This is a genomic window from Tenacibaculum todarodis, from assembly GCF_001889045.1.
GTDB classification, from domain to species: Bacteria; Bacteroidota; Bacteroidia; order Flavobacteriales; family Flavobacteriaceae; genus Polaribacter; species Polaribacter todarodis.
Window position 1 is genome coordinate 2,886,524 of sequence record NZ_CP018155.1, and the last position, 25,459, is coordinate 2,911,982.

Annotated in this window: 27 protein-coding genes, 1 tRNA gene and 1 riboswitch; of the genes, 24 read left to right on the top strand and 4 right to left on the bottom strand. The window is 30.5% G+C overall.

The window, feature by feature from the left end:
• Positions 1-6: 6 nt before the first annotated feature.
• From LPB136_RS13165 to LPB136_RS13245, 17 genes are all read left to right on the top strand, one after another.
• Entirely contained in the window at positions 7-1,254 is a 1,248-nt protein-coding gene (locus LPB136_RS13165) for a sulfate adenylyltransferase subunit 1 (protein ID WP_072556778.1), read from the top strand.
• Positions 1,255-1,268: 14 nt separating this feature from the next.
• Positions 1,269-3,362 carry a HEPN domain-containing protein gene (locus LPB136_RS13170; protein WP_072556779.1) on the top strand — a complete coding sequence of 698 codons (2,094 nt, stop codon included), beginning with the start codon at positions 1,269-1,271 and terminating at the stop codon, positions 3,360-3,362.
• Between the two features lie 13 nt (positions 3,363-3,375).
• Entirely contained in the window at positions 3,376-4,137 is a 762-nt protein-coding gene (gene cobA / locus LPB136_RS13175; protein WP_072556780.1) for a uroporphyrinogen-III C-methyltransferase, read from the top strand.
• Between the two features lie 12 nt (positions 4,138-4,149).
• Positions 4,150-4,725, top strand: a complete 576-nt coding sequence (locus LPB136_RS13180; RefSeq protein WP_072556781.1) for a precorrin-2 dehydrogenase/sirohydrochlorin ferrochelatase family protein — start codon at positions 4,150-4,152, stop codon at positions 4,723-4,725.
• Between the two features lie 6 nt (positions 4,726-4,731).
• The gene (locus LPB136_RS13185) at positions 4,732-5,787 is read left to right on the top strand and encodes an NAD(P)/FAD-dependent oxidoreductase (RefSeq protein ID WP_072556782.1); all 1,056 of its coding nucleotides are present in this window, start codon (positions 4,732-4,734) and stop codon (positions 5,785-5,787) included.
• A 203-nt stretch (positions 5,788-5,990) separates the two neighbouring features.
• Positions 5,991-6,320 (top strand): 2Fe-2S iron-sulfur cluster-binding protein, encoded by a 330-nt coding sequence (locus LPB136_RS13190; RefSeq protein WP_072556783.1) that lies wholly within the window; start codon positions 5,991-5,993, stop codon positions 6,318-6,320.
• A gap of 11 nt (positions 6,321-6,331) precedes the next feature.
• Positions 6,332-7,090 carry a serine O-acetyltransferase EpsC gene (gene epsC, locus LPB136_RS13195; protein ID WP_072556784.1) on the top strand — a complete coding sequence of 253 codons (759 nt, stop codon included), beginning with the start codon at positions 6,332-6,334 and terminating at the stop codon, positions 7,088-7,090.
• 95 nt (positions 7,091-7,185) lie between these two features.
• Positions 7,186-8,076: a cysteine synthase CysM gene (gene cysM, locus LPB136_RS13200; protein WP_072556785.1), complete on the top strand. Its 891-nt coding sequence runs from the start codon at positions 7,186-7,188 to the stop codon at positions 8,074-8,076.
• Between the two features lie 76 nt (positions 8,077-8,152).
• Positions 8,153-8,268: riboswitch (SAM riboswitch) on the top strand.
• Positions 8,269-8,315: 47 nt separating this feature from the next.
• Positions 8,316-9,317, top strand: a complete 1,002-nt coding sequence (locus tag LPB136_RS13205) for a homocysteine S-methyltransferase family protein (protein ID WP_072556786.1) — start codon at positions 8,316-8,318, stop codon at positions 9,315-9,317.
• A 23-nt stretch (positions 9,318-9,340) separates the two neighbouring features.
• Complete coding sequence (locus LPB136_RS13210; protein ID WP_072556787.1) at positions 9,341-9,622, top strand: antibiotic biosynthesis monooxygenase family protein; 282 nt, start codon at positions 9,341-9,343, stop codon at positions 9,620-9,622.
• A complete protein-coding gene (gene metH, locus LPB136_RS13215; RefSeq protein ID WP_072556788.1) occupies positions 9,622-12,297 on the top strand; it encodes a methionine synthase in 2,676 nt (891 codons plus the stop codon). The genes LPB136_RS13210 and metH overlap by 1 nt, the downstream gene beginning before the upstream one ends.
• A 442-nt stretch (positions 12,298-12,739) precedes the next feature.
• Entirely contained in the window at positions 12,740-13,696 is a 957-nt protein-coding gene (gene metF, locus LPB136_RS13220) for a methylenetetrahydrofolate reductase [NAD(P)H] (RefSeq protein WP_072556789.1), read from the top strand.
• Between the two features lie 143 nt (positions 13,697-13,839).
• Complete coding sequence (gene trxA / locus LPB136_RS13225; RefSeq protein WP_072556790.1) at positions 13,840-14,157, top strand: thioredoxin; 318 nt, start codon at positions 13,840-13,842, stop codon at positions 14,155-14,157.
• An 83-nt stretch (positions 14,158-14,240) separates the two neighbouring features.
• The gene (locus LPB136_RS13230; protein ID WP_072556791.1) at positions 14,241-16,802 is read left to right on the top strand and encodes a M1 family metallopeptidase; all 2,562 of its coding nucleotides are present in this window, start codon (positions 14,241-14,243) and stop codon (positions 16,800-16,802) included.
• A gap of 1 nt (position 16,803) precedes the next feature.
• Positions 16,804-17,724, top strand: coding sequence for a DUF58 domain-containing protein (locus LPB136_RS13235; RefSeq protein WP_072556792.1), 921 nt, complete (start codon positions 16,804-16,806; stop codon positions 17,722-17,724).
• 53 nt (positions 17,725-17,777) lie between these two features.
• Positions 17,778-17,851 (top strand) — tRNA-Asp (locus LPB136_RS13240).
• Between the two features lie 78 nt (positions 17,852-17,929).
• On the top strand, positions 17,930-18,418 hold the full coding sequence (locus LPB136_RS13245) for a dihydrofolate reductase (RefSeq protein ID WP_072556793.1): 489 nt from the start codon (positions 17,930-17,932) through the stop codon (positions 18,416-18,418).
• Here the strand turns inward: LPB136_RS13245 and LPB136_RS13250 are convergent.
• A complete protein-coding gene (locus LPB136_RS13250; protein WP_072556794.1) occupies positions 18,415-18,846 on the bottom strand; it encodes a DUF6146 family protein in 432 nt (143 codons plus the stop codon). The genes LPB136_RS13245 and LPB136_RS13250 overlap by 4 nt on opposite strands.
• 87 nt (positions 18,847-18,933) lie before the next feature.
• Here LPB136_RS13250 and LPB136_RS13255 point away from each other — a divergent pair, with 87 nt between their 5' ends.
• Positions 18,934-19,497, top strand: a complete 564-nt coding sequence (locus LPB136_RS13255) for a DNA-3-methyladenine glycosylase I (protein WP_072556795.1) — start codon at positions 18,934-18,936, stop codon at positions 19,495-19,497.
• Positions 19,494-20,294 carry a hypothetical protein gene (locus LPB136_RS13260; protein WP_072556796.1) on the top strand — a complete coding sequence of 267 codons (801 nt, stop codon included), beginning with the start codon at positions 19,494-19,496 and terminating at the stop codon, positions 20,292-20,294. The genes LPB136_RS13255 and LPB136_RS13260 overlap by 4 nt, the downstream gene beginning before the upstream one ends.
• Positions 20,295-20,296: 2 nt before the next feature.
• Here the strand turns inward: LPB136_RS13260 and LPB136_RS13265 are convergent, their stop codons facing one another.
• A complete protein-coding gene (locus tag LPB136_RS13265) occupies positions 20,297-20,506 on the bottom strand; it encodes a hypothetical protein (protein ID WP_237267398.1) in 210 nt (69 codons plus the stop codon).
• Between the two features lie 76 nt (positions 20,507-20,582).
• Here LPB136_RS13265 and LPB136_RS13270 point away from each other — a divergent pair, with 76 nt between their 5' ends.
• On the top strand, positions 20,583-21,305 hold the full coding sequence (locus LPB136_RS13270; protein ID WP_072556797.1) for an SDR family NAD(P)-dependent oxidoreductase: 723 nt from the start codon (positions 20,583-20,585) through the stop codon (positions 21,303-21,305).
• A 9-nt stretch (positions 21,306-21,314) separates the two neighbouring features.
• Positions 21,315-21,701, top strand: coding sequence for a pyrophosphohydrolase domain-containing protein (locus tag LPB136_RS13275; RefSeq protein ID WP_072556798.1), 387 nt, complete (start codon positions 21,315-21,317; stop codon positions 21,699-21,701).
• On the opposite strand, the gene LPB136_RS13280 is transcribed toward LPB136_RS13275, so the two are convergent.
• On the bottom strand, positions 21,698-21,931 hold the full coding sequence (locus tag LPB136_RS13280; RefSeq protein ID WP_072556799.1) for a hypothetical protein: 234 nt from the start codon (positions 21,929-21,931) through the stop codon (positions 21,698-21,700). The two genes, LPB136_RS13275 and LPB136_RS13280, sit on opposite strands and share 4 nt — an antisense overlap.
• 64 nt (positions 21,932-21,995) lie before the next feature.
• Positions 21,996-22,337: a hypothetical protein gene (locus tag LPB136_RS13285; RefSeq protein WP_072556800.1), complete on the bottom strand. Its 342-nt coding sequence runs from the start codon at positions 22,335-22,337 to the stop codon at positions 21,996-21,998.
• Positions 22,338-22,537: 200 nt separating this feature from the next.
• Here LPB136_RS13285 and LPB136_RS13290 point away from each other — a divergent pair, with 200 nt between their 5' ends.
• The 3 genes from LPB136_RS13290 to LPB136_RS13300 are packed head-to-tail and all read left to right on the top strand — an operon-like array spanning position 22,538 to position 25,437.
• Positions 22,538-23,617 (top strand): sensor histidine kinase, encoded by a 1,080-nt coding sequence (locus LPB136_RS13290; RefSeq protein WP_072556999.1) that lies wholly within the window; start codon positions 22,538-22,540, stop codon positions 23,615-23,617.
• Positions 23,607-24,323: a LytR/AlgR family response regulator transcription factor gene (locus LPB136_RS13295; RefSeq protein ID WP_072556801.1), complete on the top strand. Its 717-nt coding sequence runs from the start codon at positions 23,607-23,609 to the stop codon at positions 24,321-24,323. The genes LPB136_RS13290 and LPB136_RS13295 overlap by 11 nt, the downstream gene beginning before the upstream one ends.
• Before the next feature lie 34 nt (positions 24,324-24,357).
• Positions 24,358-25,437, top strand: coding sequence for a diphosphomevalonate decarboxylase (locus LPB136_RS13300; protein WP_072556802.1), 1,080 nt, complete (start codon positions 24,358-24,360; stop codon positions 25,435-25,437).
• The last annotated feature ends 22 nt before the right edge of the window (positions 25,438-25,459 follow it).

A 25,459-nucleotide genomic window follows, 5' to 3' on the forward strand; every position in this document is an offset into this window, starting at 1 on the left:
ATAAAAATGAAAGTACTAAAAATAGCAACAGCAGGAAGTGTAGATGATGGTAAAAGCACCTTAATTGGTCGTATTTTATATGATACAAAATCATTGACTGATGATAAGCTAGAAGCAATAGAAGAAAAAAGTAGACAACGTGGTTTTGATTATTTAGATTTTTCTTTAGCAACAGATGGTTTGGTAGCAGAGCGTGAACAAGGAATTACAATTGATGTTGCGCATATTTATTTTTCAACAAGAAAAAAGAGTTTCATTATAGCTGATACTCCTGGTCATATAGAATATACAAGAAACATGGTAACGGGTGCTTCTACAGCACAAGCTTCTATTGTTTTAATTGATGCTAGAAATGGAGTTGTAGAACAAACTTACAGACACTTTTTCATCAATAATTTACTACGAATTAAAGACGTTGTAATTGCCATCAATAAAATGGATTTGGTAGATTTTTCCGAAGAAAAATACAATCAAATTAAAGGAGAAATAGAGTATTTAGCAAGTAAAAGTGAGTATAAAAATCAGAATTTAACATTTATTCCATTATCAGCTTTACAAGGAGATAATGTTGTCAATAAATCTGAAAATACACCTTGGTATAACGGAGAAACATTAATGCATCATTTAGAAAGATTAGATGCAGATGATATTAATGAAGTTTCTCAAGTACGTTTTCCTGTGCAAACTGTTATCAGGCCAAAAACAGATGAGTATCATGATTTTAGAGGTTATGCAGGTAAAATTTACGGAGGAGATTTTGAAATTGGAGATGAGGTTGCTGTGTTACCATCGCAAACAAAATCAAAAATAAAAAGCATTCATTTTTTCGATAAAGAATTTGCAAAAGCTAAAAACGGAAGTTCAGTAACAATTACTTTAGAAGATAATGTAAATGTAAGTAGAGGAGATATGTTGGTAAAAGTTGCAGAAGAACCAACAATTACCAAAGAATTAAATGCAACTATTTGTTGGATGGATAAAGAGCCTTTACAAGCTTCACAGAAATATTATATAAAACATGGTGTAAATGATGCGCAAGCAAAAATCACTCAATTATCTAGTATTATTAAAACAGATTTTTCGGGTAAGACTGATAATCCGTCTGAATTAGAATTAAATCAAATTGGAGATATTCAATTAAAATTAAGCAAACCATTATCGGTAGATGCTTTTAATAAAAATAAATCGAATGGGTCGTTTATTTTAATCAACCCAAAAACAAACAATACAGTTGGTGTCGGTTTTATCCGATAATAAAAAGAAAGATTATGCAGAGTTTTAGAACAGAAATAGAAAATCCAGTTGTAGAAAAAGATATTATTGAGTTAGCAGATAAAATTGCTGCATTCAATAATCTACAAATAGATGAAGAAAAATTTAGAAGTTTACGTTTAGCAAGAGGTGTTTATGGTCAGCGTCAAGCAGGCGTTCAAATGATTCGTATTAAATTACCTTACGGAAAAGTAAAGAGTAATCAATTAAGAAGAATTTCTGAAGTTTCAGATGAATATTCTAGAGGAAGATTACATATTACTACACGTCAAGATATTCAAATTCATTATGTAGATTTAAATAGAACGCCAGAATTATGGGCAGAGTTAGAGCGTGATGATGTAACATTGCGTGAAGCTTGTGGTAACGTTGTTAGAAATGTAACAGCATCAGAAACTGCAGGAATAGATGTAGATGAGCCTTTTGATGTTTCTCCGTATGCAGATGCATTGTACAAGTTCTTTTTACGTAACCCAATTTGTCAAGAAATGGGACGTAAATTCAAAGTTTCTTTTTCTTCTACTGATGAAGATACAGGATTGTCTTATTTACACGATTTAGGTTTTATCGCCAAAATAGAAAACGGAGTAAGAGGTTTTAAAGTAATGGTTGCAGGAGGTTTAGGTTCTCAGCCAAGACATGCAGAAACTTTATATGAATTTTTGTCTTCAGATAAAATAATTCCAGTAATGGAAGGTGTTTTAAGAGTTTTTGATCGTTATGGTGAGCGTAAAAGTAGAGCTAAAGCACGGATGAAATTCTTATTAAAAGATATCGGTTTAGAGGCTTTTAGAGATTTAATTGCTCAAGAACAAAAAGCAATCGAATTTAAAACGGTTGCTATTGATGTAGATTCTTATGTTGCGTCTACACCAGTTTCTGTAGAAACCCCAAAAGTTGAAATAAAAGACCAAGCTGCATTCGATTTATGGAAATCTACCAACTTAATTCCGCAAAAACAAGCAGGTTTTGTAGCAATTGGAATTAAAGTTTTATTAGGAGATTTTTATACAGATAAAGCACGTTTATTAGCAGATTTAGTTGATACATATGCTGCAGGAGAAGTTCGTTTAACCTTACGTCAGAACATTGTAATTCCTTTTGTAAAAGAAGAATTAGTGCCTTATTTCTATCAAGAATTAGAAAAATTAGGATTTGTAGAAGCAGGTTATAATAAAGCGGTTGATATTACTGCGTGTCCAGGAACAGATACCTGTAATTTAGGTATTGCAAGTAGTACAGGAATTGCCGTAGAATTAGAAAAAGTAATTGCTGCGGAATATCCTCAGTATTTAAAAAACAAAGATCTTATTATTAAAATTAGTGGTTGTATGAATGCTTGTGGGCAACACAACATGGCAAACATTGGTTTTCAGGGAATGACAGTAAGAACACCAGATAAATTAGTAGCACCAGCATTACAAGTTTTATTAGGTGGAGGGAATTTAGGAAACGGAAACGGAGTTTTTGCTGATAAAGTTGTAAAAGTACCAAGTAAAAGAGGTCCAGAAGCGTTACGTAGAGTTTTAGATGATTTTGAAGCAAATGCAAACGGAAATGAATTTGTAAATTATTATAAGGAAAAAGGTGAAAAATATTTTTATAATTTATTAAACGATTTACAAGATGTTTCCAATTTAACTCAAGATGATTTTATTGATTGGGGAGAAGAAGAAAAGTATGTGAAGGAAATAGGAATTGGAGAATGTGCTGGTGTTGTAATCGATTTAATTGCAACCTTATTTTTTGAAAGTGAAGAAAAAATTGATAGCGCAAAAGTAGCCTATAATAACAAAGTATATTCTGGTTCAATTTACTACGCATATCAATCAATTGTTAACTCTGCAAAAGCATCTTTAATGGCAGAAGACCAAAAAACAAATACGCATGCAGGTATTATTGCTAATTTTGACACCTATTTTATTACTTCTAAAAAAATAGAGTTAGAAACATCTTTTTCAGATTTAATTTATCAAATAAAAAATGCTGCTCCCACTGAAGAATTTGCTAAAAAATATATTGCAGATGCAAATCTTTTTTTAGAAAAAGTAAGAACGTATAGAAACGATGAAACTTCAGTTTTAAAATAAAAAAAATAAAGAAATGAGTTTCAAAAATCCAAAATTAACAGTAGTTGGAGCTGGTCCTGGAGATATAGATTTAATCACAGTAAAAGCAATTAAAGTCTTAAAAACTGCGGATGTAGTTTTATATGACGCTTTGGTTAATGAAGAATTATTGTCATATATAAACCCAGAAGCTGAACAAATTTTTGTTGGAAAGCGAAGAGGTTGTTATAAGTATCAACAAGAACAGATTAATGAATTAATTGTTGCTCGTGCAAAAACGCACGGACATGTAGTTCGTTTAAAAGGTGGAGATCCTTTTATTTTTGGTAGAGGTGCAGAAGAAATGGAATATGCAGCAGATTTTGGAGTAGAAACCGCTATGGTTCCAGGAATTTCATCTTCATTAGCAGTTCCTGCATATCAAAATATACCAGTTACTAAACGTGGTAGCGCAGAAAGTTTTTGGGTAATTACAGGTACAACAAAAGAGCATAAATTATCGAAAGATGTTGCATTGGCAGCAAAATCGAATGCGACGGTTGTTGTATTAATGGGAATGGGGAAATTGCCAGAAATCATACAATTGTTTCAACAAGAAAATAAAAATGATTTACCAGTTGCAATTATTCAAAACGGAACAAGAAGTAACGAAAAAGTTGGAATTGGAACGGTTGATACAATTATAGATATTGTAAAAGAACAAGAATTAAGCAATCCTGCAATTATAATTTTGGGTGAAGTTGTAAAACATAGAGCAGTTTTAGCAAATGTTCAACAAGAATTTGCAAATATTTAAAGGGATAGAATTATGGAACAAAACGAACTATATCCTATCTTTTTAAAAACACAACAGCTAGAAACGCTAATTATTGGTGGAGGTTTTGTAGCATTAGAAAAGTTGTCTTTTTTATTAAAATCGAGTCCGAACTCTAAAGTAACCATGGTTTCTCCTTTTTTTAGGGAAGAAACAAAAGAGTTAGCAAACAAATTCGGAATTAAAATGATTGTTGATGGTTATAATAATTCCTATTTAAAAGACAAACACATTGTAGTTGCAACAACTGATAAAGTTGAAGTTAATATTCAGGTCTATAAAGATTGCAAAGAACAAAAGATATTGGTAAATGTTGCTGATAATCCGCCATATTGCGATTTTTATATGGGCGGAATTGTAACCAAAGGAAATGTAAAAGTAGCCATTTCTACAAACGGAAAATCGCCAACAACAGCCAAAAGATTACGTCAGTTTTTTGAGGAAGTAATTCCAGATAATATTGATGATTTAGTACAAAATTTAAATAAATACAGAAAAACCCTTAAAGGAGATTTTGAGGATAAAGTTGAAAAACTAAACGAATTCACAAAAAGTTTGGTTGAAAAATAAAAAAAAATGATTACAACAGATATACTAATAATAGGAGCAGGACCAACAGGATTATTTACAATTTTTGAAGCTGGTTTATTAAAATTAAAGTGTCATTTAATTGATGCATTACCACAACCTGGTGGGCAATGTTCAGAAATTTATCCGAAAAAACCTATTTATGATATTCCTGCATATCCAGAAATTTTAGCAGGAGATTTAACAGATAAGTTGTTAGAACAAACAAAACAATTTGAACCTGGTTTTACGCTAGGAGAAAGAGCAGAAACAATAGACAAACAAGATGATGGAACTTTTATTGTAACCACAAATAAAGGAACAAAACATCATGCTAAAATAGTTGCAATTGCAGGTGGTTTAGGTTCTTTTGAGCCAAGAAAACCAAAAATTGAAAATCTGGAAAAATTTGAAGATAATGGTGTGGAATACATTATTAAAGAACCAGAATTATATAGAGATAAAAAAGTAGTTATTTCTGGAGGTGGAGATTCTGCTTTAGATTGGGCAATTTTCTTATCAGATGTTGCTTCAGAAGTAACGTTAATTCATAGAAGAAATGAGTTTAGAGGCGCGTTAGATTCTGTAGAAAAAGCACAAGAATTAAAAAATCTAGGAAAAATAAATATTATAACTCCTGCAGAAGTAAAAGGAATTTTAGGTACCGATAAAGTAACTGGAGTTGCCGTAGAAAAGAAAGGAGAAGATGCATTTATTATAGACACAGATCACTTTATTCCGCTTTTTGGATTGTCTCCAAAGCTAGGTCCAATAGGTAATTGGGGCTTAGAAATAGAGAAAAATGCCATAAAAGTTAATAACGCTTTAGATTATCAAACCAACATTCCTGGAGTGTATGCAATTGGTGATGTAAACACCTATCCTGGAAAATTAAAATTGATTTTATGTGGATTTCACGAGGCTACTTTAATGTGTCAAAGTGCGTACAAACGTATTTTTCCAGATAAGAAGTATGTTATGAAATATACAACAGTTGGTGGTGTAGAAGGTTTCGATGGAACAAAAAAAGAAGCGCCAAAAGCGGTAGTAAAAGCAATTCAATAGCATGTTTTTAGAAGCTATTTCCAGCTTTCAGCACTCGCTTTTTTTGCCTGAAAAAGGCAAAAAAGAGCTCAGACAAATGCTTCAATCTGGGCTAAACTTGTTTGAAACAATTTGTTTCTTTTCATGTTCTTTACCTATAAATATATAATTTACATTGTTAGGTTTGCTTAACTTTGCAGACAATATCAATAAAAGAAAAGTAGATGCAAGACATCAATATTAAAATAACAGACAGAAATGGCGTAACACATGATGTAGTTGCACCAACAGACATGGCAATGAACCTAATGGAGGTTGTTCGTTCTTACGAATTAGCAGAAGAAGGAACTATTGGTATTTGTGGAGGCGCAGCAATGTGTGCATCTTGTCAATGTTATATTGAATCTGATCACCAGTTGCCAGAAATGTCAGATGATGAAGATGCAATGTTAGCAGAAGCTTTTGATGTTGAAGATAATAGCCGATTAGGTTGTCAAATACAAATGACACCAGAAATTAATGGTTTAGAAGTGGTTTTAGCTCCAGAATCTTAAACTACTTAGACATGAAAGAGGTAGCGCCCAAAATAGGATTAAAGAATTACAGCATGTGTTTAAAAGACGCTGTAGAAATCTTTACAAAAGAGTTGATAAATTGCCTTTTTGATGAAAATTATCAACAAGAAAAAGGAACAGCAACTAAAAATAAATTTTTCAAAATTTTAGAAAGATTATCAATTGAAAACAAAGATTGTTTTTGGTTAGATTTTGAGAGTTCATTCAAAGAAATAAGAAGAAAGTTAGATTTAGACGCAGTATTTGCTTTAAATAGCGATCCAGCGGCAAAAAGTTTAAGAGAAATTTATTTAGCATATCCTGGTTTTTATGCAATTGCCGTTTACAGGTTAAGTCATCAATTATTAAAACAAGAAATCCCTGTTTTACCAAGAATGATGAGTGAATTTGCACATGGATTAACAGGGACAGATATTCATCCTGGAGCACAAATTGGAGACTCATTCTTTATAGATCATGCAACAGGAATTGTAATTGGAGAAACCACTGTTATAAAAAACAATGTAACCATTTTTCAGGGAGTTACTTTAGGTGGAATTCAGGTAAAGAAAAGTCTGGCTTCTACAAAAAGACATCCAACAATAGAAAATAATGTAACAATTTATGCAAATGCAACTATTCTTGGTGGAGATGTTGTAATTGGAGAAAACTCAATTATTGGAGCTAATGTTTGTGTTACAGAATCAATTCCAAAAGACGTAATTGTTATTGAAAAATTGGAAAATAAAATTATTAAAAAAACAAGATGAAACCGACATGATTAAAAAAACCATTAAAACAGTTTAAGATTTTTTTAATTATCAAAGGTCACATGTGACCAATAATAAAGTATAAAAATAAGCACATGAAAACAAAAAGTATCATAGATTTTGTTGGAAATACACCTTTGGTGGAAGTTCAAAATATTTTACAAAAAGAAGGTGTAAAGTTATTGTTAAAGTTAGAAGGGAATAATCCTGGAGGTAGTGTTAAAGATAGAGCTGCTTACAACATGATTAATGAAGCTATCCAAAGAAAAAACATAAGAGTAGGAGATACTTTAGTAGAAGCAACTAGTGGAAATACGGGTATTGCATTAGCTTTAATGGCAAAAGTTTTGGGTGTGAATATGGTTTTGGTTTTACCAGAAAATTCAACCGAAGAAAGAATAAAAACTATGCGTTCTTATGGTGCGGAAGTAGTTCTTACACCTAAAGAATTAGGTATGGAAGGTTCTAGAGATTATGCCTTAAAGTTAAAATATAAAAAAGGGTACTTTAGGTTGAATCAGTTTGATAATACAGACAATTCTAAAGCACATTATAAAACTACAGGTCCTGAAATTTGGAGAGATACTGAAGGAGAAGTTACTCACTTTGTATCAGCAATGGGAACTACAGGAACAATAATGGGAGTTTCAGATTATTTAAAAGAACAAAATGATAATATAACTATTGTTGGGGCGCAACCAAAAGAAGGTTCAAAAATACCTGGAATAAGAAAATGGACAGACGATTATGTTCCGGCTATTTTCAATGCTTCTAAAGTAGATAAAGTTATAGAAGTTAGTGAAGAAGAGGCAAAAGCTATGACACAAAGATTAGCAGCCGAAGAAGGAATTTTTGCTGGTATGAGCAGTGGAGGAGCTGTTGCAACTGCGCTAAAAGTTGCTAACCAAATAGAAAAAGGAGTAATAGTTGCAATTATTTGCGATAGAGGAGATAGATACTTGTCATCAACTTTATTTGAAAAATAATTTATTTGCTCGTATATAATTATGAAAATAAAAAAATAGTACGTTTATTTGTGCTTTAGTTCATACTCTTATTGATACGTTATCACGAAAGGCAGAGGGATTAGACCCGTTGAAGCCTTAGCAACCCTTTTCTTTAATTAGAAAAAGAAGGTGCTACATTCTACAAGTTTTACCAAACTTGACAGATAACAGCGAAAAGAACACCTTTCCTGATGACATACTGATAAAAAATATCAAACATGTCGAACATACATACAGAAATAAAAAAAAGAATCCTTGTGCTAGATGGCGCAATGGGTACAATGCTTCAAGAATATAAATTCTCTGAAGGAGATTTTCGTGGAGAACGGTTTAAGGATTATCCATCTCCGCTTCAAGGGAATAATGATTTACTTTCACTTACGCAGCCAGAAGCAATCAAAACAATTCATGCAAAATATTTTGAGGCTGGAGCTGATATTATTGAAACCAATACTTTTTCTGGGACTACCATTGCTATGGCAGATTATAATATGCAAGACTTAGTGTATGAGTTAAATTATCAATCAGCAAAAATAGCCAAAGAAGTTGCTGAAGAATTTACAGCGAAAGAACCTCATAAACCTCGTTTTGTAGCGGGTTCAATTGGACCAACAAACAGAACGGCAAGTATGTCTCCAGATGTTAATGATCCTGGTTACAGAGCAGTAACTTTTAATGAATTACGCATTGCTTATAAACAACAAACAGAAGCTTTAATTGATGGAGGTGTAGATTTGTTATTAGTAGAAACTGTGTTTGATACCTTAAACGCAAAAGCGGCTTTATTTGCTATTGAAGAGGTGAAAGATGAAAGAGGTATTGAGATTCCAATAATGTTAAGTGGAACTATAACGGATGCCTCAGGAAGAACTTTATCTGGTCAAACAGCAGAAGCTTTTTTAATTTCAGTATCTCACATTCCATTATTAACGGTTGGCTTTAATTGTGCTTTGGGTGCAAATTTATTACAGCCACATTTAGAGGCAATTGCAAGTAAAACCAATTTCGGAATTTCAGCACATCCAAATGCAGGATTACCAAATGCTTTTGGAGAATACGATGAAACCCCAGAAGAAATGGGAGAACAAATTGAAGAATATTTAAAGAAAGATTTAATAAATATTATTGGAGGTTGTTGCGGTACAAGTCCGGCTCATATAAACGTGATAGCAAATATTGCAGCTAAATACAAACCTCGTAAATCTGTCATTCCTGCGTAGGTAGGAATTTTTTAATTTAAAATATGATTTTAGAAGTAGCAATTTTAAATGTAAAAGAAGGGTTATCGAAAGATTTTGAAGCTAATTTTAAAATAGCGGAAAAGATAATTTCATCAATGAAAGGATATATTTCTCATCAGTTAAAGAAATGTATAGAAGAAGAAAATAAATATATTTTATTAGTGAATTGGGAAACCTTAGAAGATCACGAAATCGGATTTAGAAAATCGAGTGAATACCAAGAATGGAAAAACTTATTACATCATTTTTATGAACCTTTTCCAACAGTAGAACATTATAAGTAATGAAAGTAAAACAATCGAAATACATGCGTTTATCGGGATTAGAACCTCTAATTTTGAATGAAAACAGTAATTTTATAAATGTTGGTGAACGTACTAATGTTGCGGGTTCTCGTAAATTTTTACGATTAATCAAAGAAGAAAAATTTGATGAAGCGTTAGCAATTGCAAGACATCAAGTAGATGGAGGAGCACAAATTGTCGATATTAATATGGATGATGGTTTAATTGATGGAAAAGAATCAATGGTTCGTTTCTTAAATTTAATTGCTGCAGAACCTGATATTTGTAGAGTGCCAATGATGATTGATAGTTCTAAATGGGAAATTATTGAGGCTGGTTTACAAGTTGTTCAAGGAAAATGTGTTGTAAATTCAATATCACTTAAGGAGGGTGAAGATAAATTTATTTGGGAGGCAACACAAATAAAACGTTACGGAGCTGCTGTAATTGTAATGGCTTTTGATGAAGTTGGACAAGCAGATAATTACGAGCGTAGAATTGAAATTGCACAAAGATCTTATAATGTTTTAGTAAACAAAGTTGGTTTTCCTTCTGAAGATATAATATTCGATTTAAATATATTTCCTGTTGCAACAGGAATGGATGAACACAGAAGAAATGCTATCGATTTTATAGAAGCAACAAAATGGGTTAGAGAAAATCTAGAAAATGTTTCTGTAAGTGGAGGTGTAAGTAATGTGTCGTTTTCTTTTAGGGGAAACAATGGAGTTCGTGAAGCAATGCACTCTGTATTTTTGTACTATGCTATTCAAGCTGGTATGAATATGGGAATTGTAAATCCCGCCTTATTGGAAGTTTATGATGATATTCCTAAAGATTTATTAGAACACGTTGAAGATGTAATTCTTGACAGAAGAGAAGATGCAACAGAACGTTTATTGGATTTTGCTGAAACTGTAAAAGGTTCTAAAAAAGAGAAAACGGTAGATTTATCTTGGAGAGAAAACGCTTTACAAGACAGAATTACACATGCTTTGGTAAAAGGAATTGATGCTTTTATTATTGAAGATGTAGAGGAAGCAAGACAAGTTGCAGATAAACCAATTGAAGTTATTGAAGGTAATTTAATGGCAGGAATGAATGTGGTTGGAGATTTATTTGGAGCAGGAAAAATGTTTTTGCCGCAAGTAGTAAAATCTGCTCGTGTAATGAAAAAAGCGGTAGGTTATTTAAATCCGTTTATTGAAGCCGAGAAAGGAGAAGAACAACAAGCACTTGGTAAAATTTTAATGGCAACTGTAAAAGGTGATGTACATGATATTGGTAAAAATATTGTGTCTGTTGTTTTGGGTTGTAACAATTACGAAATTGTAGATTTAGGTGTAATGGTTCCGCCAGAAAAAATTATTGAAGCTGCAAAAAGAGAAAATGTAGATGCCATTGGTTTAAGTGGATTAATTACGCCTTCTTTAGATGAAATGGTGTATTTAGCCAAAGAAATGGAACGTCAAAATTTTGAATTGCCATTATTAATTGGTGGTGCAACAACATCTAAAGCACATACAGCTGTTAAGATTGATACGCAATATAAAAATGCAGTGGTTCATGTAAATGATGCTTCTAGAGCAGTTACTGTTGTGGGTGATTTATTAAATAAGAAAACAAATAATCAATACGTTGCTGATTTAAAGAAAAATTATGATGAATTTAGAACCAAGTTTTTAAAACGAGGGAAAGAAAAATCATATATTTCTATTGATGAAGCTCGTAAACGCAAATATAGAATCGATTGGGAAACATCAGAAATTGTAAAACCTAAAGAATTAGGAATTCAGACTTTAGAACAATTAAGTTTAAAAGAATTGGTGCCTTTTATAGATTGGAGTCCGTTTTTTAGAAGTTGGGATTTGCATGGAAAATTTCCAGCTATTTTAACGGATGAAGTTGTTGGTGAACAAGCATCAATAATGTATGAAGAAGCACAAGCAATGATTGAAGAAATTATTGCAAAACAATTGTTAAAACCAAAAGCAATTTTTGGTTTGTTTGAAGCAAATTCTATCAATGAAGATGATATTTCTGTTCAGAAAAAAGGAGAAGAAATAGCCGTTTTTAGAACGTTACGTCAACAATTAAAGAAAAGAGAAGGAATTCCTAATCATGCTTTGGCTGACTTTATTGCTCCAAAAGAATCTGGTAAAACAGATTATATGGGTGCTTTTTGTGTTGGAATTTTTGGAGCTCAAGAATTAGCAGATAGTTACAGAGCAAAAGAAGACGATTATAACGGAATAATGGCACAAGCAATTGCTGACCGTTTTGCAGAAGCATTTGCAGAATATTTGCACAAACAAATTAGAACAAAACATTGGGGTTATGCTTCAGAAGAAACGTTATCTAATGACGATTTAATTAAAGAAAGTTACAAAGGAATTAGACCTGCACCAGGTTATCCTGCATGTCCAGATCACTTAGAAAAAGAAACAATTTGGGATTTGTTAGATGTTGAAAATAAGATTGGTGTAAAATTAACGGAAAGTTTAGCAATGTGGCCAGCAGCAGCAGTTTCGGGATATTATTTTGCCAATAAAGAATCTAAATACTTTGGTTTAGGTAAAATTACAGATGATCAAGTAAGTGATTATTCAACAAGAAAAGGAATTAAAAAAGAAAAGGCTAGAAAATGGTTGCACCCAAATATAGCAGACCAATAAAATGTTATTAGGAGAAAGAATGACGAAGTAATTTTTTGTTAAATAATAGATTGCTTCACTTTGTTCGCAATGACGCAGGCAAACAAGTTGCGTTAGCGATTGCAGTGGCATCCTTTTTATTTTCAACTTGTTTCAGTATCTATCATAAAAAAATAAAATTAGTTCTAAATAAGAAAAGATACTGAAACAAGTTAAGCATAAATAAAAAGATATAACGAAAAGCGCGACCTGAAAGGTAACGCCCAAAAGAAATAATTAATTAACAATTAATTTTATTTAAACTAACAACTAATAAAAGAAGAAATAAGAGTTTTGCAGGAAAATAAATCAGATGAAAAAACATAGGTTAGAGTTCGTATTCTTTCTAAAGCTTTTAACATTAACTATTACTGCATTAACAATTGCCTATTTCTTCTAAAGAATTGAAAATAAATTCAGCTAGATGAAAATTACAGAACATATAAAAAACGCAAACAGAAAAACATTATTTTCATTTGAAATTATTCCGCCTAAAAAAGGGAATAATATTCAAGATTTATATAATAATATAGATCCTTTAATGGAGTTTAAACCGCCATTTATTGATGTTACAACTTCTAGAGAGGAGTATGTTTATTTAGATAAAGGTAATGGTTTGTTGGATAGAAAAATTACCAGAATGCGTCCTGGAACCGTTGGTATTTGTGCTGCAATTAAGCATAAATATGATGTAGATACTGTACCACATGTTCTATGTGGAGGTTTTTCTAAAGAAGAAACTGAATATGTTTTAGTGGATTGCCATTATCTTGGTATAGAGAATGTTATGGCGTTGAGAGGTGATGCAATGAGTCATCAAAAATATTTTGAGCCTTCTAAAAATGGGAATCATTATGCGAAAGACTTGGTGGAGCAAATTCAGAACTTAAATTGTGGAAAATATTTACATGACGTAATTGAAGCAAATCATAAATCTGATTTTTGTATTGGAGTAGCAGGTTATCCTGAAAAACATTTAGAGGCACCTTCTTTACAAACGGATTTAAAACGTTTAAAAGAAAAAGTAGACGCTGGTGCAGATTATGTTGTTACACAGATGTTTTTTGATAATCAGAAGTATTTTCAGTTTGTAGAAGCTGCTAAAAAAGCAGGAATAAATGTACCTATAATTCCGGGAATTAAACCGTTAGCTGTAAAAAGACATTTGCAATTATTGCCACAGGTTTTTAAGATAGATTTACCTGAAGATTTAATAAATGAAGTAGAACTTTGTAAAACAAATAAGGATGTTAGAGAAGTTGGTGTAGAATGGGCAATTCAACAATCTAAAGAATTATTAGAAGCAGGTGCTCCAGTTTTACATTATTATTCTATGGGTAAAAGCGATAACATTCATAAAATTGCATCTTCAATTTTTTAGTTATTTAAGCGAGTTGTTGTTTGTAAGGATAGAATCCTTTGATAGACAGATAAGCAAAAGTAATTTTGATAAAATTGTTTTGGCAAAATATTTGCTTACTTTTGTATAATAAAACTAGAATAACAATTTAAAATATAAATAAAATGGCATTAGAAATTACAGACGCAACTTTTGAAGATGTAGTATTAAAATCTGACAAACCAGTATTAGTTGATTTTTGGGCAGCTTGGTGTGGACCTTGTAGAATGGTTGGACCAATTGTAGATGAAATTAGTACAGAATACGATGGTAAAGCAATTGTAGGTAAGGTTGATGTAGATGCAAATCAAGAATTTGCAGCAAAATACGGAGTACGTAATATACCAACTGTTTTAATCTTTAAAAACGGAGAAGTTGTAGATAAACAAGTAGGTGTTGCACCTAAAAATGTTTATACAGGTAAAATAGATGCTGCTATTTAGTAGTATTAACACTTTATAATTTATAAAAGGTTTGGCTAACGTCAAACCTTTTTTTATTTTTAGAATCTAAATTATTACCTAAAATGAAATACTTTTTTTCGTTCCTTTTAAGTTTGTTGATATTAATTTCTTGTAATAATAATAAAGAAGAAAAGTTAGTATTGGAAAAAGGAGTTTCCTTTGAATTAGCTAAATACAGAAAACAACAAATTTCTGATGTTGTTTATAAATTAGATTTTAATATTCCGAAGGAGAAAACAACTTCAATTGCGTCTAAATTAGTGTTGAACCTTACTATTCATGATTTAAAACATGCTATTTTTCTAGATTTTAATGAAGATACTTCAAACTTAAAATCATTAAAAGTAAATGATGTGGATTCAGAAATTAAACATCAGAATGAACATCTAGTTATTGATAGATCTAAACTTAAACTAGGTAAAAATTCTATAGAAATTTTATTTGATGCAGGAGAATTATCCTTGAATAGAAATGAAGAGTTTTTATACACTTTATTAGTGCCAGATAGAGCAAGTACTTTATTTCCTTGTTTTGATCAGCCAGATATTAAGGCTAATTATAAATTGACAATTACAGCTCCAAAAGATTGGGAAGTATTATGTGGAGGTTTTGAAGAGAGTTCAACGTCTAAAGGTGATTTTATAGAACATGTTTTTGAGAAAACTGACTTAATGAGTACCTATTTATTCTCGTTTGTTGCAGGGAAATTTACTACAGAAACTAAGAATCCAGGAGCATTTGATATGCGTTTCTTATACAGAGAAAACAACAAAGAAAAGATTAGTGAAAGTGTAGGTGAAGTTTTTAATATTCATCAAAAATCAATAGACTTTTTAGAAGAATATACGCAGGTTAAATTCCCGTTTCAAAAAATGGATTTTGCTGCAATTCCGCCTTTTCAATATGGAGGAATGGAGCATGTTGGCGCAATTCAATATAGAGCATCTTCATTATTTTTAGATAAAAACGCTACTCAAAAACAAAAATTAAATAGAGCAAAATTAATTGCACATGAAACTTCGCACATGTGGTTTGGAGATTTAGTTACCATGAAGTGGTTTAATGATGTTTGGATGAAAGAAGTGTTTGCTAATTTTATGGCAGATAAAATTATGAATCCTGTTTTTCCGGAAGTAAATCATGAACTTAATTTTATGATGTCGCATTATCCAAGCGCATATTCCGAAGACAGAACAAAAGGAACAAATGCTATTCGTCAAGAATTAGGAAATCTTAAAAATGCAGGTTCTTTATATGGAAGAATTATTTATAACAAAGCACCAATTATGATGCGTCAATTGGAGTATTTGTTAGGTGAAGAAGCGTTTAAGAACGGAATCCAAGAATACATAAAAACCTATGCAAATTCTAATGCAGATTGGGGTGAATTGGTTTCTATTTTAGATGAAAATTCATCAAAAGATATTAAAAATTGGTCGGATGTTTGGGTGAATTCTTCAGGAAGACCTGTTTTTTCGGAGGAGATTCAACTTGATGAAAATGAAAAAGTAACATCGTTTGCTATTCATCAAAAAGCAGAAGATGGATCCGATAAAATTTGGCCACAATCTTTTAAAATTCAGTTAGTGTATGGAGATGAAGTCAATGAGGTTAATGTTTCAATTTCTGAAGGAAAAGTAATAATTCCAGAAGCTAACGATTTACCTAAACCAACTCAAATTTTATATAACACAAACGGATTTGGTTATGGGGTTTTTCCAGTAGATAAAGATGTAATTAATTCATATAAAAATATAACCGATGATGTTTCAAGAGGATATCAATTTATAAATTTATATGAAAATATGTTGAATGGAGAAGTTGCTCCATTAAATGTGTATCAAGTTATGTTTAATGCAATTCAACAAGAAAAAAATGAGTTGATTGTGAGTTATTTGTCAGGAAAAATTCAGAATATATTTTGGACTTTTTTAAATGAAGAAGCTCAAAATAAATTACAGTATTATGTAAATAATGATTTATACAAATTGTTAGAAAAAGATTTACCTGCAAACATTAAAAAAACATTATTTGGTTTGTATCAATCAATTGCAATTTCTGAAGAAGGAACAGCTAATTTATATGCTATTTGGTCTAAAAAGAAAACAATTAAAAATCTCTTTTTAAATGAAAACAATTTTACTTCTTTAGCAATGAAGTTGGCAATATATAAACACCCAAAAACGCCAGAAGTTCTTCAAAAACAACAGACAAGAATATCTAATTCAGATAGACTGGAACGCTTTAAATGGATGTTGCCTTCTTTATATTCAGATAAAACTGTTAGAGATAACTTTATGAAATCTCTTTTAGAAAAAGAAAACAGAGAAAAAGAATCTTGGGTGCAAACAGCATTGAGCAATATACATCATCCGTTAAGGCAAGATTCTTCAACAAAACATTTAAAATCGGTTTTAGAGAAATTAGAAGAAGTGCAACTAACAGGAGATATTTTCTTCCCTAAAGGATGGTTAGCGAGTTCAATTGGTAATTATTCATCAAAAGAAGCAAATATTATTTTACAAGAGTTTTTTGCTGAAAACCCTAATTACAATCCGGTTTTAATGAAAAAATTATTACAAACAACAGACAATTTAACTAGAGCCCAAGAAATTAAAAAATAGCATGAATTTATCCGAAGTAAAATCATCAGAAATAAAAAACTTAGACATACTTGCAAAGCAAGTTGTTGAAGGTTTTATAACTGGAATGCATAAAAGTCCGTTTCATGGGTTTTCAGTGGAATTTTCTGAACATAAACTTTATAATAAAGGGGAAAGCACACGACATATAGATTGGAAGCTATTTGCTAAAACTGAAAAATTATATACCAAAAAATACGAAGAGGAAACGAATCTTCGTTGCCATATAATTGTAGATAATTCAGCATCAATGCATTATCCAGTTGTAAAAAAGCTAACGATAGATCATCTAAATAAAATTGGTTATGCTGCGGTTGCTGCAGCTTCTTTAATGGAAATTTTAAAGCGTCAGAGAGACGCTGTGGGTTTAAGTGTGTATTCTGATAGTTATGAATTTTACGCTCCAGAAAAAGGAAGTGAGCGCCACAGAAAGATGTTGTTAAATCAGTTAGAGCAATTGTTAGTTTCAGAATCTACTGCTACCACAGAAACCTATCAATATTTACATGAAATTGCAGAAAACATTCACAGACGCTCTTTAATTTTCTTATTTACAGATATGTTTCAAACAACAAAAGATAAAGAAGAGATGTTTGAGGCGCTTCGTCATTTAAAATTTAACAAACATGAGGTAGTTTTGTTTCATACGTATGATGGAAAGACCGAATTTAACTTCGATTTTGACAGTGCTCCCAAAAAATTTGTAGATCTTGAAACAAAAGAAGAAATAAATTTATATTCAGAAAATATACAAGAACAATACAAAGAATCTGTTTCGAATTATTTTAAGGAATTGAAAAATAGTTGCTTACAATATAAGATTGATTATGTTCCTGTAGATATCAATAAAGGATTTAAAGAAGTTTTAGCAACTTATTTAATAAGTAGGCAAAAAAAAATATAATTTTCTTTGGAGAACTAAAAAACAAGTGTATATTTGCATCCGCTAATAGCAACGGTCTGGTAGTTCAGCTGGTTAGAATGTCGCCCTGTCACGGCGAAGGTCGCGGGTTCGAATCCCGTCCAGACCGCTAAAAAGCAAATTAAAATCCTTAACAATCTGTTTTTCAGAAAGTTAAGGATTTTTTACTTTAAAAACATTCCTAAATATGATAACAATAATTGCAGCTTTTGGAAAAAACTACGAACTTGGTAAAGACAACGATTTAATTTGGCACTTACCTGCCGATCTAAAACGTTTTAAAAGAACTACTACAGGTCATCATATCTTAATGGGGCGTAATACGTTTGAATCCATAGGGAAGCCATTGCCAAACAGAACTTCAGTAATTATTACCAGAAATGATAATTATTTTATGGACGGTTGTTTGGTTGCAAACAGTTTAGAGGAAGCAATTGACTTGGCAGAAGGTAATAATGCTTTTATAATTGGTGGAGCACAAATTTACAAACAAGCATTGGAAAATGATTTAGTAGATAAGTTAGATGTAACTATTGTGCATGAAAACTTTGAGGCAGATGTGTATTTTCCGGAAATTGATTTAAAAATTTGGGAAGAAACTGCTCGAAAAGACTTTAAAGCAGATGAAAAGAATAAGCACGATTATAGTTTTGTAACTTTTACAAAAATTAATTAACGTACTTGTCTTCTATTTCCAAGACCTAAACTCATATTGTATTTGCGTTGTGCAAATAAAAAGTAGTTAAATAATTTATAGTTTACATCGTAACCATAATCTACCGTAGATTGGTAGTCAATTATGTTTTCGTAGATATTTGGGTTGAATCTCGACGGATTATTCACTCTCATATTCCAATTGGTAACAAATATTTTGTTTCTGTTTTCTAAATAGGTTTGAGAATAATATCCAGGAGGAAAAGCAGTAGCATTTAGGTAAGCTGTAAAACCAATATCAATAATTATAATTTGATACTCTAAACTGTCATTTGCAATAACAACAGGCTCTTCTTTTACTTCGGAAGAATTATTTATTGGAGCAGCACCACATGAGTATAGTAAAATTCCAATAAATAAAAAGGTTGAAATATATTTTAAAGCTTTCATAATAAAACTATTTATACTCTATAAAGTTGCAAAAATTATTCCGTTTTTCATAGAATTTTAACTAAATTTCAACTTTAAAAATATTAAATGGATAAAAAACGATGCTTTTGGGTAAATAGTGATCAAATTTATATTGATTACCACGATAAAGAATGGGGAACACCCGTTTATGATGATAAAACATTGTTTGAGTTTTTAATTCTTGAAACTTTTCAAGCAGGATTAAGTTGGATTACCATTCTTAAAAAAAGAGAGAACTTTAGAAAAGCATTTGATGATTTTGATTATCAGAAAATAGCGCTTTATTCCGAAGAAAAATACGATTCCTTATTACAAGATTCGGGGATAATAAGAAATAAGTTAAAAGTGAAAAGTGCCATTACAAACGCTAAATTTTTTATGGAAGTACAAAAAGAATTTGGATCTTTTTCTAAATTTATTTGGGGTTATGTTGATGGAAAACCAATTGTAAATACGTTTCACAAAAGAGAAGACGTTCCGGCAACTACAGAACTATCAGATAAGATTTCTAAAGACTTAAAAAAACGCGGATTCAAATTTGTTGGTTCAACTGTAATGTATGCGTATATGCAAGCTGTAGGTATGGTTAATGATCATACAACAGATTGTTTTCGATATAATGAAATATGATTTTTCTTAAATTTTTACTTCACATATTTATTTTTTTCTTACTAACTATTGTAACACAAATTGGTGGCGTTATTTATTTGTTTTCTGTTTTTTTAGTGAAGAAAAATTCTGAAAAGAAAGTCATAAAAAGGTTCTTGTATTTTTCCATTATATACTTAATAGCTACTTTTCTTGTTGTTCCAAATGTTTCATCATATTTTGGAAGAGAGAAAATTAAAGATAGCTCAGTACTTCAAGCGCATTCCTTCTTTTATAAATTGGCAAATAGAAATTATGTGAAACCAGAATTAAATACTGTAATTTCTAAAATTGCGATAGATTTTTCAAATAAAAATAAAGGAATAAAATTAATATATCTTGATGCAAATTTTCCGTTTTTTGATAAGTTTCCATTACTTCCGCATTTAAGTCATAACGATGGAAAGAAGATTGATATATCTTTCGTTTATGCAGAAAATGAAAGATTATCTAATAAAAAACCATCAATAAGCGGTTATGGGGTTTATGAAAATCCTACAGCAAAAGAATTTAATCAAACTGAATTTTGCAAAGAGAAAGGTTATTGGCAGTATGATTTTCCAAAGTATTTAACTTTAGTAACTATAAATAAAGACATCACTTTTTCAAATAAAGCTAATAGAGATTTGGTAAATTTAATTGTAAATCAGAAAGAAGTAGGTAAAATATTTATTGAACCACATTTAAAAAATAGATTAAATTTATCTAGTAGTAAAATTAGATTTCATGGTTGTGGAGCTGTCAGACATGACGACCATATACATTTTCAATTAAAGTAATATTAAAAAATATACTTCGATAAAATTAAAACAGCAATTGTAGTAATTAAAGCAATTCCTACATATTTAGCAGTGTTTTTATAGTGTATTGAATGACTTTTAGCATCTTTTATATAGCTAAAAATCATAAAACCAACAAAAACTATAATAAAGCAAATTGCAAAAACAATTCTTCCTGTTGTAAACATTTTAGTAGCAATAAGTAAACTCATAAGGTTATTAATAGTAATTAACAAAACGCGTTAAAAAACGTTATGTTTAGTATTTTTAGCAAAATTACGATATTATATGAATAAAGCTATTGTATTTGGTGCAACTTCTGGAATTGGTTATGAATTAACAAAGATTCTAGTTCAAAATAACTACAAAGTAGCCATAACGGGAAGAAGATTAGAGAAACTTGAGGAACTTAAAGCTCAATTTCCGTCACAAATTATAATCAAGCAAAACGATATTCAGCAAATAGAAGATCTTGAAAAAGTGTTTTTTGAAATGGTTGAAGAATTAAAAACGGTCGATTTAATTGTACAATCTTCGGGAGTTGGTTTTGTAAATCCGAAGTTAGAATGGGGCAAAGAAGAGCAAACCATAAACACCAATGTTTTAGGAGTTACAAAGTTATATACTTTAGCATATAATTTATTCAGAAAACAGCAATTTGGACATTTGGTTGGTATTTCTTCTATAGCGTCAATTAGAGGAAATAGATCTTCGCCAGTCTATTTTTCATCTAAAGCATATCAAAAAGCATATTTAGAGAGTTTGTATTTTAAAACAAAAACCATAAAATCTAAGAAAGTATTTATTACTGATATTAGACCCGGTTTTGTTGATACACCAATGGCTTTAGGAGAAGAAATTTTCTGGATGGTTCCGGTTAAAAAAGCGGCAAAACAAATTTACACAGCAATTAAAAAGAAAAAAAGGGTAGCATATATTTCTAAGCGATGGCGTTTGGTAGCTTGGGCTTTAAAAGTTATGCCTGCAAGAATTTTAAAACAATTTACATAAAATATAAAAATGAAGAACAAAATAAAAGCAGTACACGATTTTCACACAGCGTTTAAAATTAACATACAAGATAAACCTACAGTTTCAATTTCTGAAGACAGAAAAAAGTTGCGTTTTGAATTGATGAAAGAAGAAAATGAAGAGTATTTAGAAGCTGCTGAAAATAATGATTTAGTTGAGGTTGCAGATGCACTTGGAGATATGCTGTACATTTTATGTGGAACAATTATAGAACACGGAATGCAAGATAAAATTGAAGAAGTTTTCAATGAAATTCAACGTAGTAATATGAGTAAATTAGGCGAAGATGGCAAACCAATTTACAGAGAAGATGGTAAGGTTTTAAAAGGACCAAATTATTTTAAACCCAACATTAAAGAAATTTTAGAAAATTAATCGGCTAATTCGCCACGATGAGGCTTTAGTGCATCTCTAAAAGTTTTCATGTCTTTTTCATCAATAGTGATAAAAGCAGAAAATAACATTGGATTTTTTTCTTGAATATCAATTTCATGAAAAGATAAGTTTTCAATTTGAGCAAACTCTTTTAAATGAATGGTGTGATGTTTTGCAGTTTCTTTTGCATCTTCACCTCTAAAATCCCAAAGTAATTTTATTTTTCGCATAAAGCAAAAATACTCATTTCAATATTTGGAATGAGTATTTTTCTGTGGAATCAAAAAATCAATATTATTTTTCTTTTAATGTCAATCCAATTAAGCCTAAACGAGCAATTAAAAAAGCAACCATTCCAAATGCAGGTGAAAGTAAACCAACTCTTAAACCCCAAGCAAGTACTGGAACTGATATATCATTAGCAATGGCAATAGCATCCATTGCACCAATTATACCAATCATAAAACCTAAAAACCCCCAAACTAATGCAAATAAACCTACATGTTTAAGTAGTTTTTGTGTCTTTACGTCAACATCACCTTTTAAAAATGCTTTAACAATAAATACAACGCAAACAATTACACAAATTAAAATTGTGTACATAAATAATGGACCACCTTCTTGTAATAAATTCATAATAAATAGTTTTAAAGTTAATGTGTTTCAAATGTAAATTAAGAAAGGGCTTTTTAATATTTAACTCGACAATTGACTTATTTTGAAGTAAAAATAACAGTTTTAAGTCTAATTTCAGAAAAATGGTTACTTATCTACAAAATCCTGAATTTTGTCGCAAAAGTCCATAAATGTATCTAAAAAAATAGATATTGCAAGCTATGAAAAAATCAGTATCGATTTTTACGGTATTAATAACGATAACAATTCATTTTATTTTTTGGATTGGCATCTATTTTTTCTATAATTATTTTTTAGGCTACGGAAGTAATAATGTTAAATATGTAAATAGGTTTTCATTGTTTTTAATGCCAATTACAATTTTTATAAGTTATTTTTTCTTGTACTATTTAGTGCCTACTTATTTAGTAAAGAAGAAACAAAAACTCTTTATTTTATACAGTATTTATACATTTATTGTTTCTTTCTTTTTTATTGTGCTTTCTATTTTCTTTGGTTTGGTTTTTTCAGACTTTTTAAAATCTGAAGACATAACTCCAATTACAAAAGGATTTTTATTCATTATACTAGGTGTTTATTTTGTGATTTTTATAGTAATTACTTTTGGGATGTTTATCCATAATTATAAACAGAGTATTAAAAATGAAGACTTAAAAAACAAGTTTTTACAAACACAATTACAACTTAAAGAACAGGAATTAAAGTTTTTAAAAATGCAAATCCATCCACATTTTTTATTCAATTCGTTAAATACAATTTATGGTTTTGCATTAAAAAAAGCTGATAAAGCCCCAGAAATGATTTTAAAATTGTCTAATCTGTTAGATTATATTTTATATCAAGTTGAAAAACCTGCGGTACTTTTGCAAGATGAAATAGATCATTTAAAAGATTATGTATCTTTAGAAAAAATGAGGTTTCATGATACTTTAAATGTTAGTATTTCTGAAGAAGGAAATACTGAAAATGTACAAATTGCACCAATGTTATTAATTCCGTTTGTAGAAAACAGTTTTAAACACGGAACCATAATTGATGGAAAACTAAAAGTTGTTATTTCAATAAAAATTGAAAATGAATTGCTGTTCTTTAAAATAAGTAATTCAACTTTAGAAGAAACAAGCAACGAAACAGGTATTGGGTTAGATAACATAAAAAAACGATTAGAAATGCTGTATCCAAATGGGCATCAATTAAAAATTGAACAAGAAAACCAATTGTTTATTGTAGCTTTAAAAGTGAAAATTAACAGCTTAAATATATTAAAGAATGACCACTAAAATAACCTGCGTAATTGTAGATGATGAGCCAGTTGCAAGAGGAGTTTTAGAGTCTTTTGTAGAGAAAATTCCTAATTTACAGTTATTAAAAAGCTGTAAAAATGCCATGGAAGCTTTTCAAATAATGAATACTCAAAAAGTAGATTTATTCTTTCTCGATATCAATATGCCAGAAATATCTGGATTGTCTTTGGCAAAGTCTATTCCGAAGAAAACTAAAATAATTTTTACAACTGCTTATAGAGAATACGCTGTAGATGGTTTTGATTTACAAGCGGTAGATTATCTACTAAAACCCATTGCTTTTGATCGTTTTTTGCAAGCTGTAAATAAGTTTTTTGAAACTACTGTTCCTAATAAAATTGAAAATAAAAATGAGGATGTAATTGAAAAAAACAATTTCATTTTTGTGCGTTCTGAGCGTAAAATGGTTAAAATTAATTTCGATGAAATCTTATTTATTGAAAGTTTGAGTGATTATATTAAAATCACTTTACAAAATAGTGTAGTTGTTACCCGAGAAACCATTTCTAATATTGAAAGTAAGTTGCCTGTTGCAAAATTTATGAGAACGCACAGATCGTTTATAATTTCGCTGCCTCAAATTACTTCTTATACCAGTGAATTTATTGAAATTGGTAAGAAAGCAATTCCAATTAGCAGAAGTTACAAAGAAACCGTTTTACAAAAATTAGCAGAAGTGTAGGCTAAATTCTATCTTTACAGCAAAATTTAAGACGTTGAATACATCAGAATTTATATTTTCTTCGGAAGTAAAGCAAGTAGAAAAAATATCGACAAAATGGCAAACGCCAAGTAATATTGCCTTGGTAAAATATTGGGGAAAAAGCAATCCTCAAATACCAAAGAATGCTTCTATAAGTTTTACATTGAATAACTGTCATACAAATACTTCAATTGATTTTCAGAAGGTTTCTAGAAATGAAAAAGCAGATTTCGAATTGTTTTTTGAAGGAAAAAAGAAAGACGATTTTAAACCGAAAATTGCTACGTTTTTTGAGAGAATTCAACAATATTGTCCTTATATTTTAGACTATAAAATGACTATTTCTTCGGAAAACTCTTTTCCGCATAGTAGCGGAATTGCTTCTTCAGCAAGCGGAATGAGTGCAATTGCAATGTGTTTAATGAGTTTAGAGAACGCATTAAATCCAGATTTGTCTGAAGAGTTTATCAATAAAAAAGCATCATTTTTAGCACGTTTAGGTTCTGGAAGTGCAAGTAGAAGTATTGAAGGACCTTTGGTTGTTTGGGGAAATCATCTAGAAATTGAAGGAAGTTCAGATTTATTTGGTGTAAAATTCCCACACAAAGCTGCACCAATTTTTAATGATTATCAAGATGTAATTTTGTTGGTTGATAAAGGCGAAAAACAAGTTTCTTCAACAGTTGGCCATAATTTAATGCATAATAATCCGTATGCCGAAAGCAGGTTTAAACAAGCAAATGACAATTTAGCAAAACTGTCTAAAATCCTTCAAAACGGAGAGATTAAAGAATTTATAAGTTTGGTAGAAAGTGAAGCGTTGACATTGCATGCAATGATGTTAATGAGCAATCCTTATTTTATTTTAATGAAACCAAACACTTTAGAAATCATCAATAAAATCTGGGAATATAGAGCAGAAACCAACAGTAATATCTGTTTTACCTTAGATGCAGGCGCAAATGTACACGTGCTTTTTCCTTCTGAAGAAAAAGAAAGCGTGCTTCAATTTATTGATAATCAACTGTCTAAATATTGTCAAAATGGACAGTTTATCGTAGATTCGGTAGGATTTGGTGCAAAAAAGTTGTAAATTAGTTCTCAAATAAATCCCA

Bases quoted from the DNA above. Each gene is read 5' to 3' on its own strand.
- LPB136_RS13165 (WP_072556778.1), top strand. From the start codon at position 7: ATGAAAGTACTAAAAATAGCAACAGCAGGAAGTGTAGATGATGGTAAA.
- LPB136_RS13170 (WP_072556779.1), top strand. From the start codon at position 1,269: ATGCAGAGTTTTAGAACAGAAATAGAAAATCCAGTTGTAGAAAAAGAT.
- cobA (WP_072556780.1), top strand. From the start codon at position 3,376: ATGAGTTTCAAAAATCCAAAATTAACAGTAGTTGGAGCTGGTCCTGGA.
- LPB136_RS13180 (WP_072556781.1), top strand. From the start codon at position 4,150: ATGGAACAAAACGAACTATATCCTATCTTTTTAAAAACACAACAGCTA.
- LPB136_RS13185 (WP_072556782.1), top strand. From the start codon at position 4,732: ATGATTACAACAGATATACTAATAATAGGAGCAGGACCAACAGGATTA.
- LPB136_RS13190 (WP_072556783.1), top strand. From the start codon at position 5,991: ATGCAAGACATCAATATTAAAATAACAGACAGAAATGGCGTAACACAT.
- epsC (WP_072556784.1), top strand. From the start codon at position 6,332: ATGAAAGAGGTAGCGCCCAAAATAGGATTAAAGAATTACAGCATGTGT.
- cysM (WP_072556785.1), top strand. From the start codon at position 7,186: ATGAAAACAAAAAGTATCATAGATTTTGTTGGAAATACACCTTTGGTG.
- LPB136_RS13205 (WP_072556786.1), top strand. From the start codon at position 8,316: ATGTCGAACATACATACAGAAATAAAAAAAAGAATCCTTGTGCTAGAT.
- LPB136_RS13210 (WP_072556787.1), top strand. From the start codon at position 9,341: ATGATTTTAGAAGTAGCAATTTTAAATGTAAAAGAAGGGTTATCGAAA.
- metH (WP_072556788.1), top strand. From the start codon at position 9,622: ATGAAAGTAAAACAATCGAAATACATGCGTTTATCGGGATTAGAACCT.
- metF (WP_072556789.1), top strand. From the start codon at position 12,740: ATGAAAATTACAGAACATATAAAAAACGCAAACAGAAAAACATTATTT.
- trxA (WP_072556790.1), top strand. From the start codon at position 13,840: ATGGCATTAGAAATTACAGACGCAACTTTTGAAGATGTAGTATTAAAA.
- LPB136_RS13230 (WP_072556791.1), top strand. From the start codon at position 14,241: ATGAAATACTTTTTTTCGTTCCTTTTAAGTTTGTTGATATTAATTTCT.
- LPB136_RS13235 (WP_072556792.1), top strand. From the start codon at position 16,804: ATGAATTTATCCGAAGTAAAATCATCAGAAATAAAAAACTTAGACATA.
- LPB136_RS13245 (WP_072556793.1), top strand. From the start codon at position 17,930: ATGATAACAATAATTGCAGCTTTTGGAAAAAACTACGAACTTGGTAAA.
- LPB136_RS13250 (WP_072556794.1), bottom strand. From the start codon at position 18,846: ATGAAAGCTTTAAAATATATTTCAACCTTTTTATTTATTGGAATTTTA.
- LPB136_RS13255 (WP_072556795.1), top strand. From the start codon at position 18,934: ATGGATAAAAAACGATGCTTTTGGGTAAATAGTGATCAAATTTATATT.
- LPB136_RS13260 (WP_072556796.1), top strand. From the start codon at position 19,494: ATGATTTTTCTTAAATTTTTACTTCACATATTTATTTTTTTCTTACTA.
- LPB136_RS13265 (WP_237267398.1), bottom strand. From the start codon at position 20,506: ATGAGTTTACTTATTGCTACTAAAATGTTTACAACAGGAAGAATTGTT.
- LPB136_RS13270 (WP_072556797.1), top strand. From the start codon at position 20,583: ATGAATAAAGCTATTGTATTTGGTGCAACTTCTGGAATTGGTTATGAA.
- LPB136_RS13275 (WP_072556798.1), top strand. From the start codon at position 21,315: ATGAAGAACAAAATAAAAGCAGTACACGATTTTCACACAGCGTTTAAA.
- LPB136_RS13280 (WP_072556799.1), bottom strand. From the start codon at position 21,931: ATGCGAAAAATAAAATTACTTTGGGATTTTAGAGGTGAAGATGCAAAA.
- LPB136_RS13285 (WP_072556800.1), bottom strand. From the start codon at position 22,337: ATGAATTTATTACAAGAAGGTGGTCCATTATTTATGTACACAATTTTA.
- LPB136_RS13290 (WP_072556999.1), top strand. From the start codon at position 22,538: ATGAAAAAATCAGTATCGATTTTTACGGTATTAATAACGATAACAATT.
- LPB136_RS13295 (WP_072556801.1), top strand. From the start codon at position 23,607: ATGACCACTAAAATAACCTGCGTAATTGTAGATGATGAGCCAGTTGCA.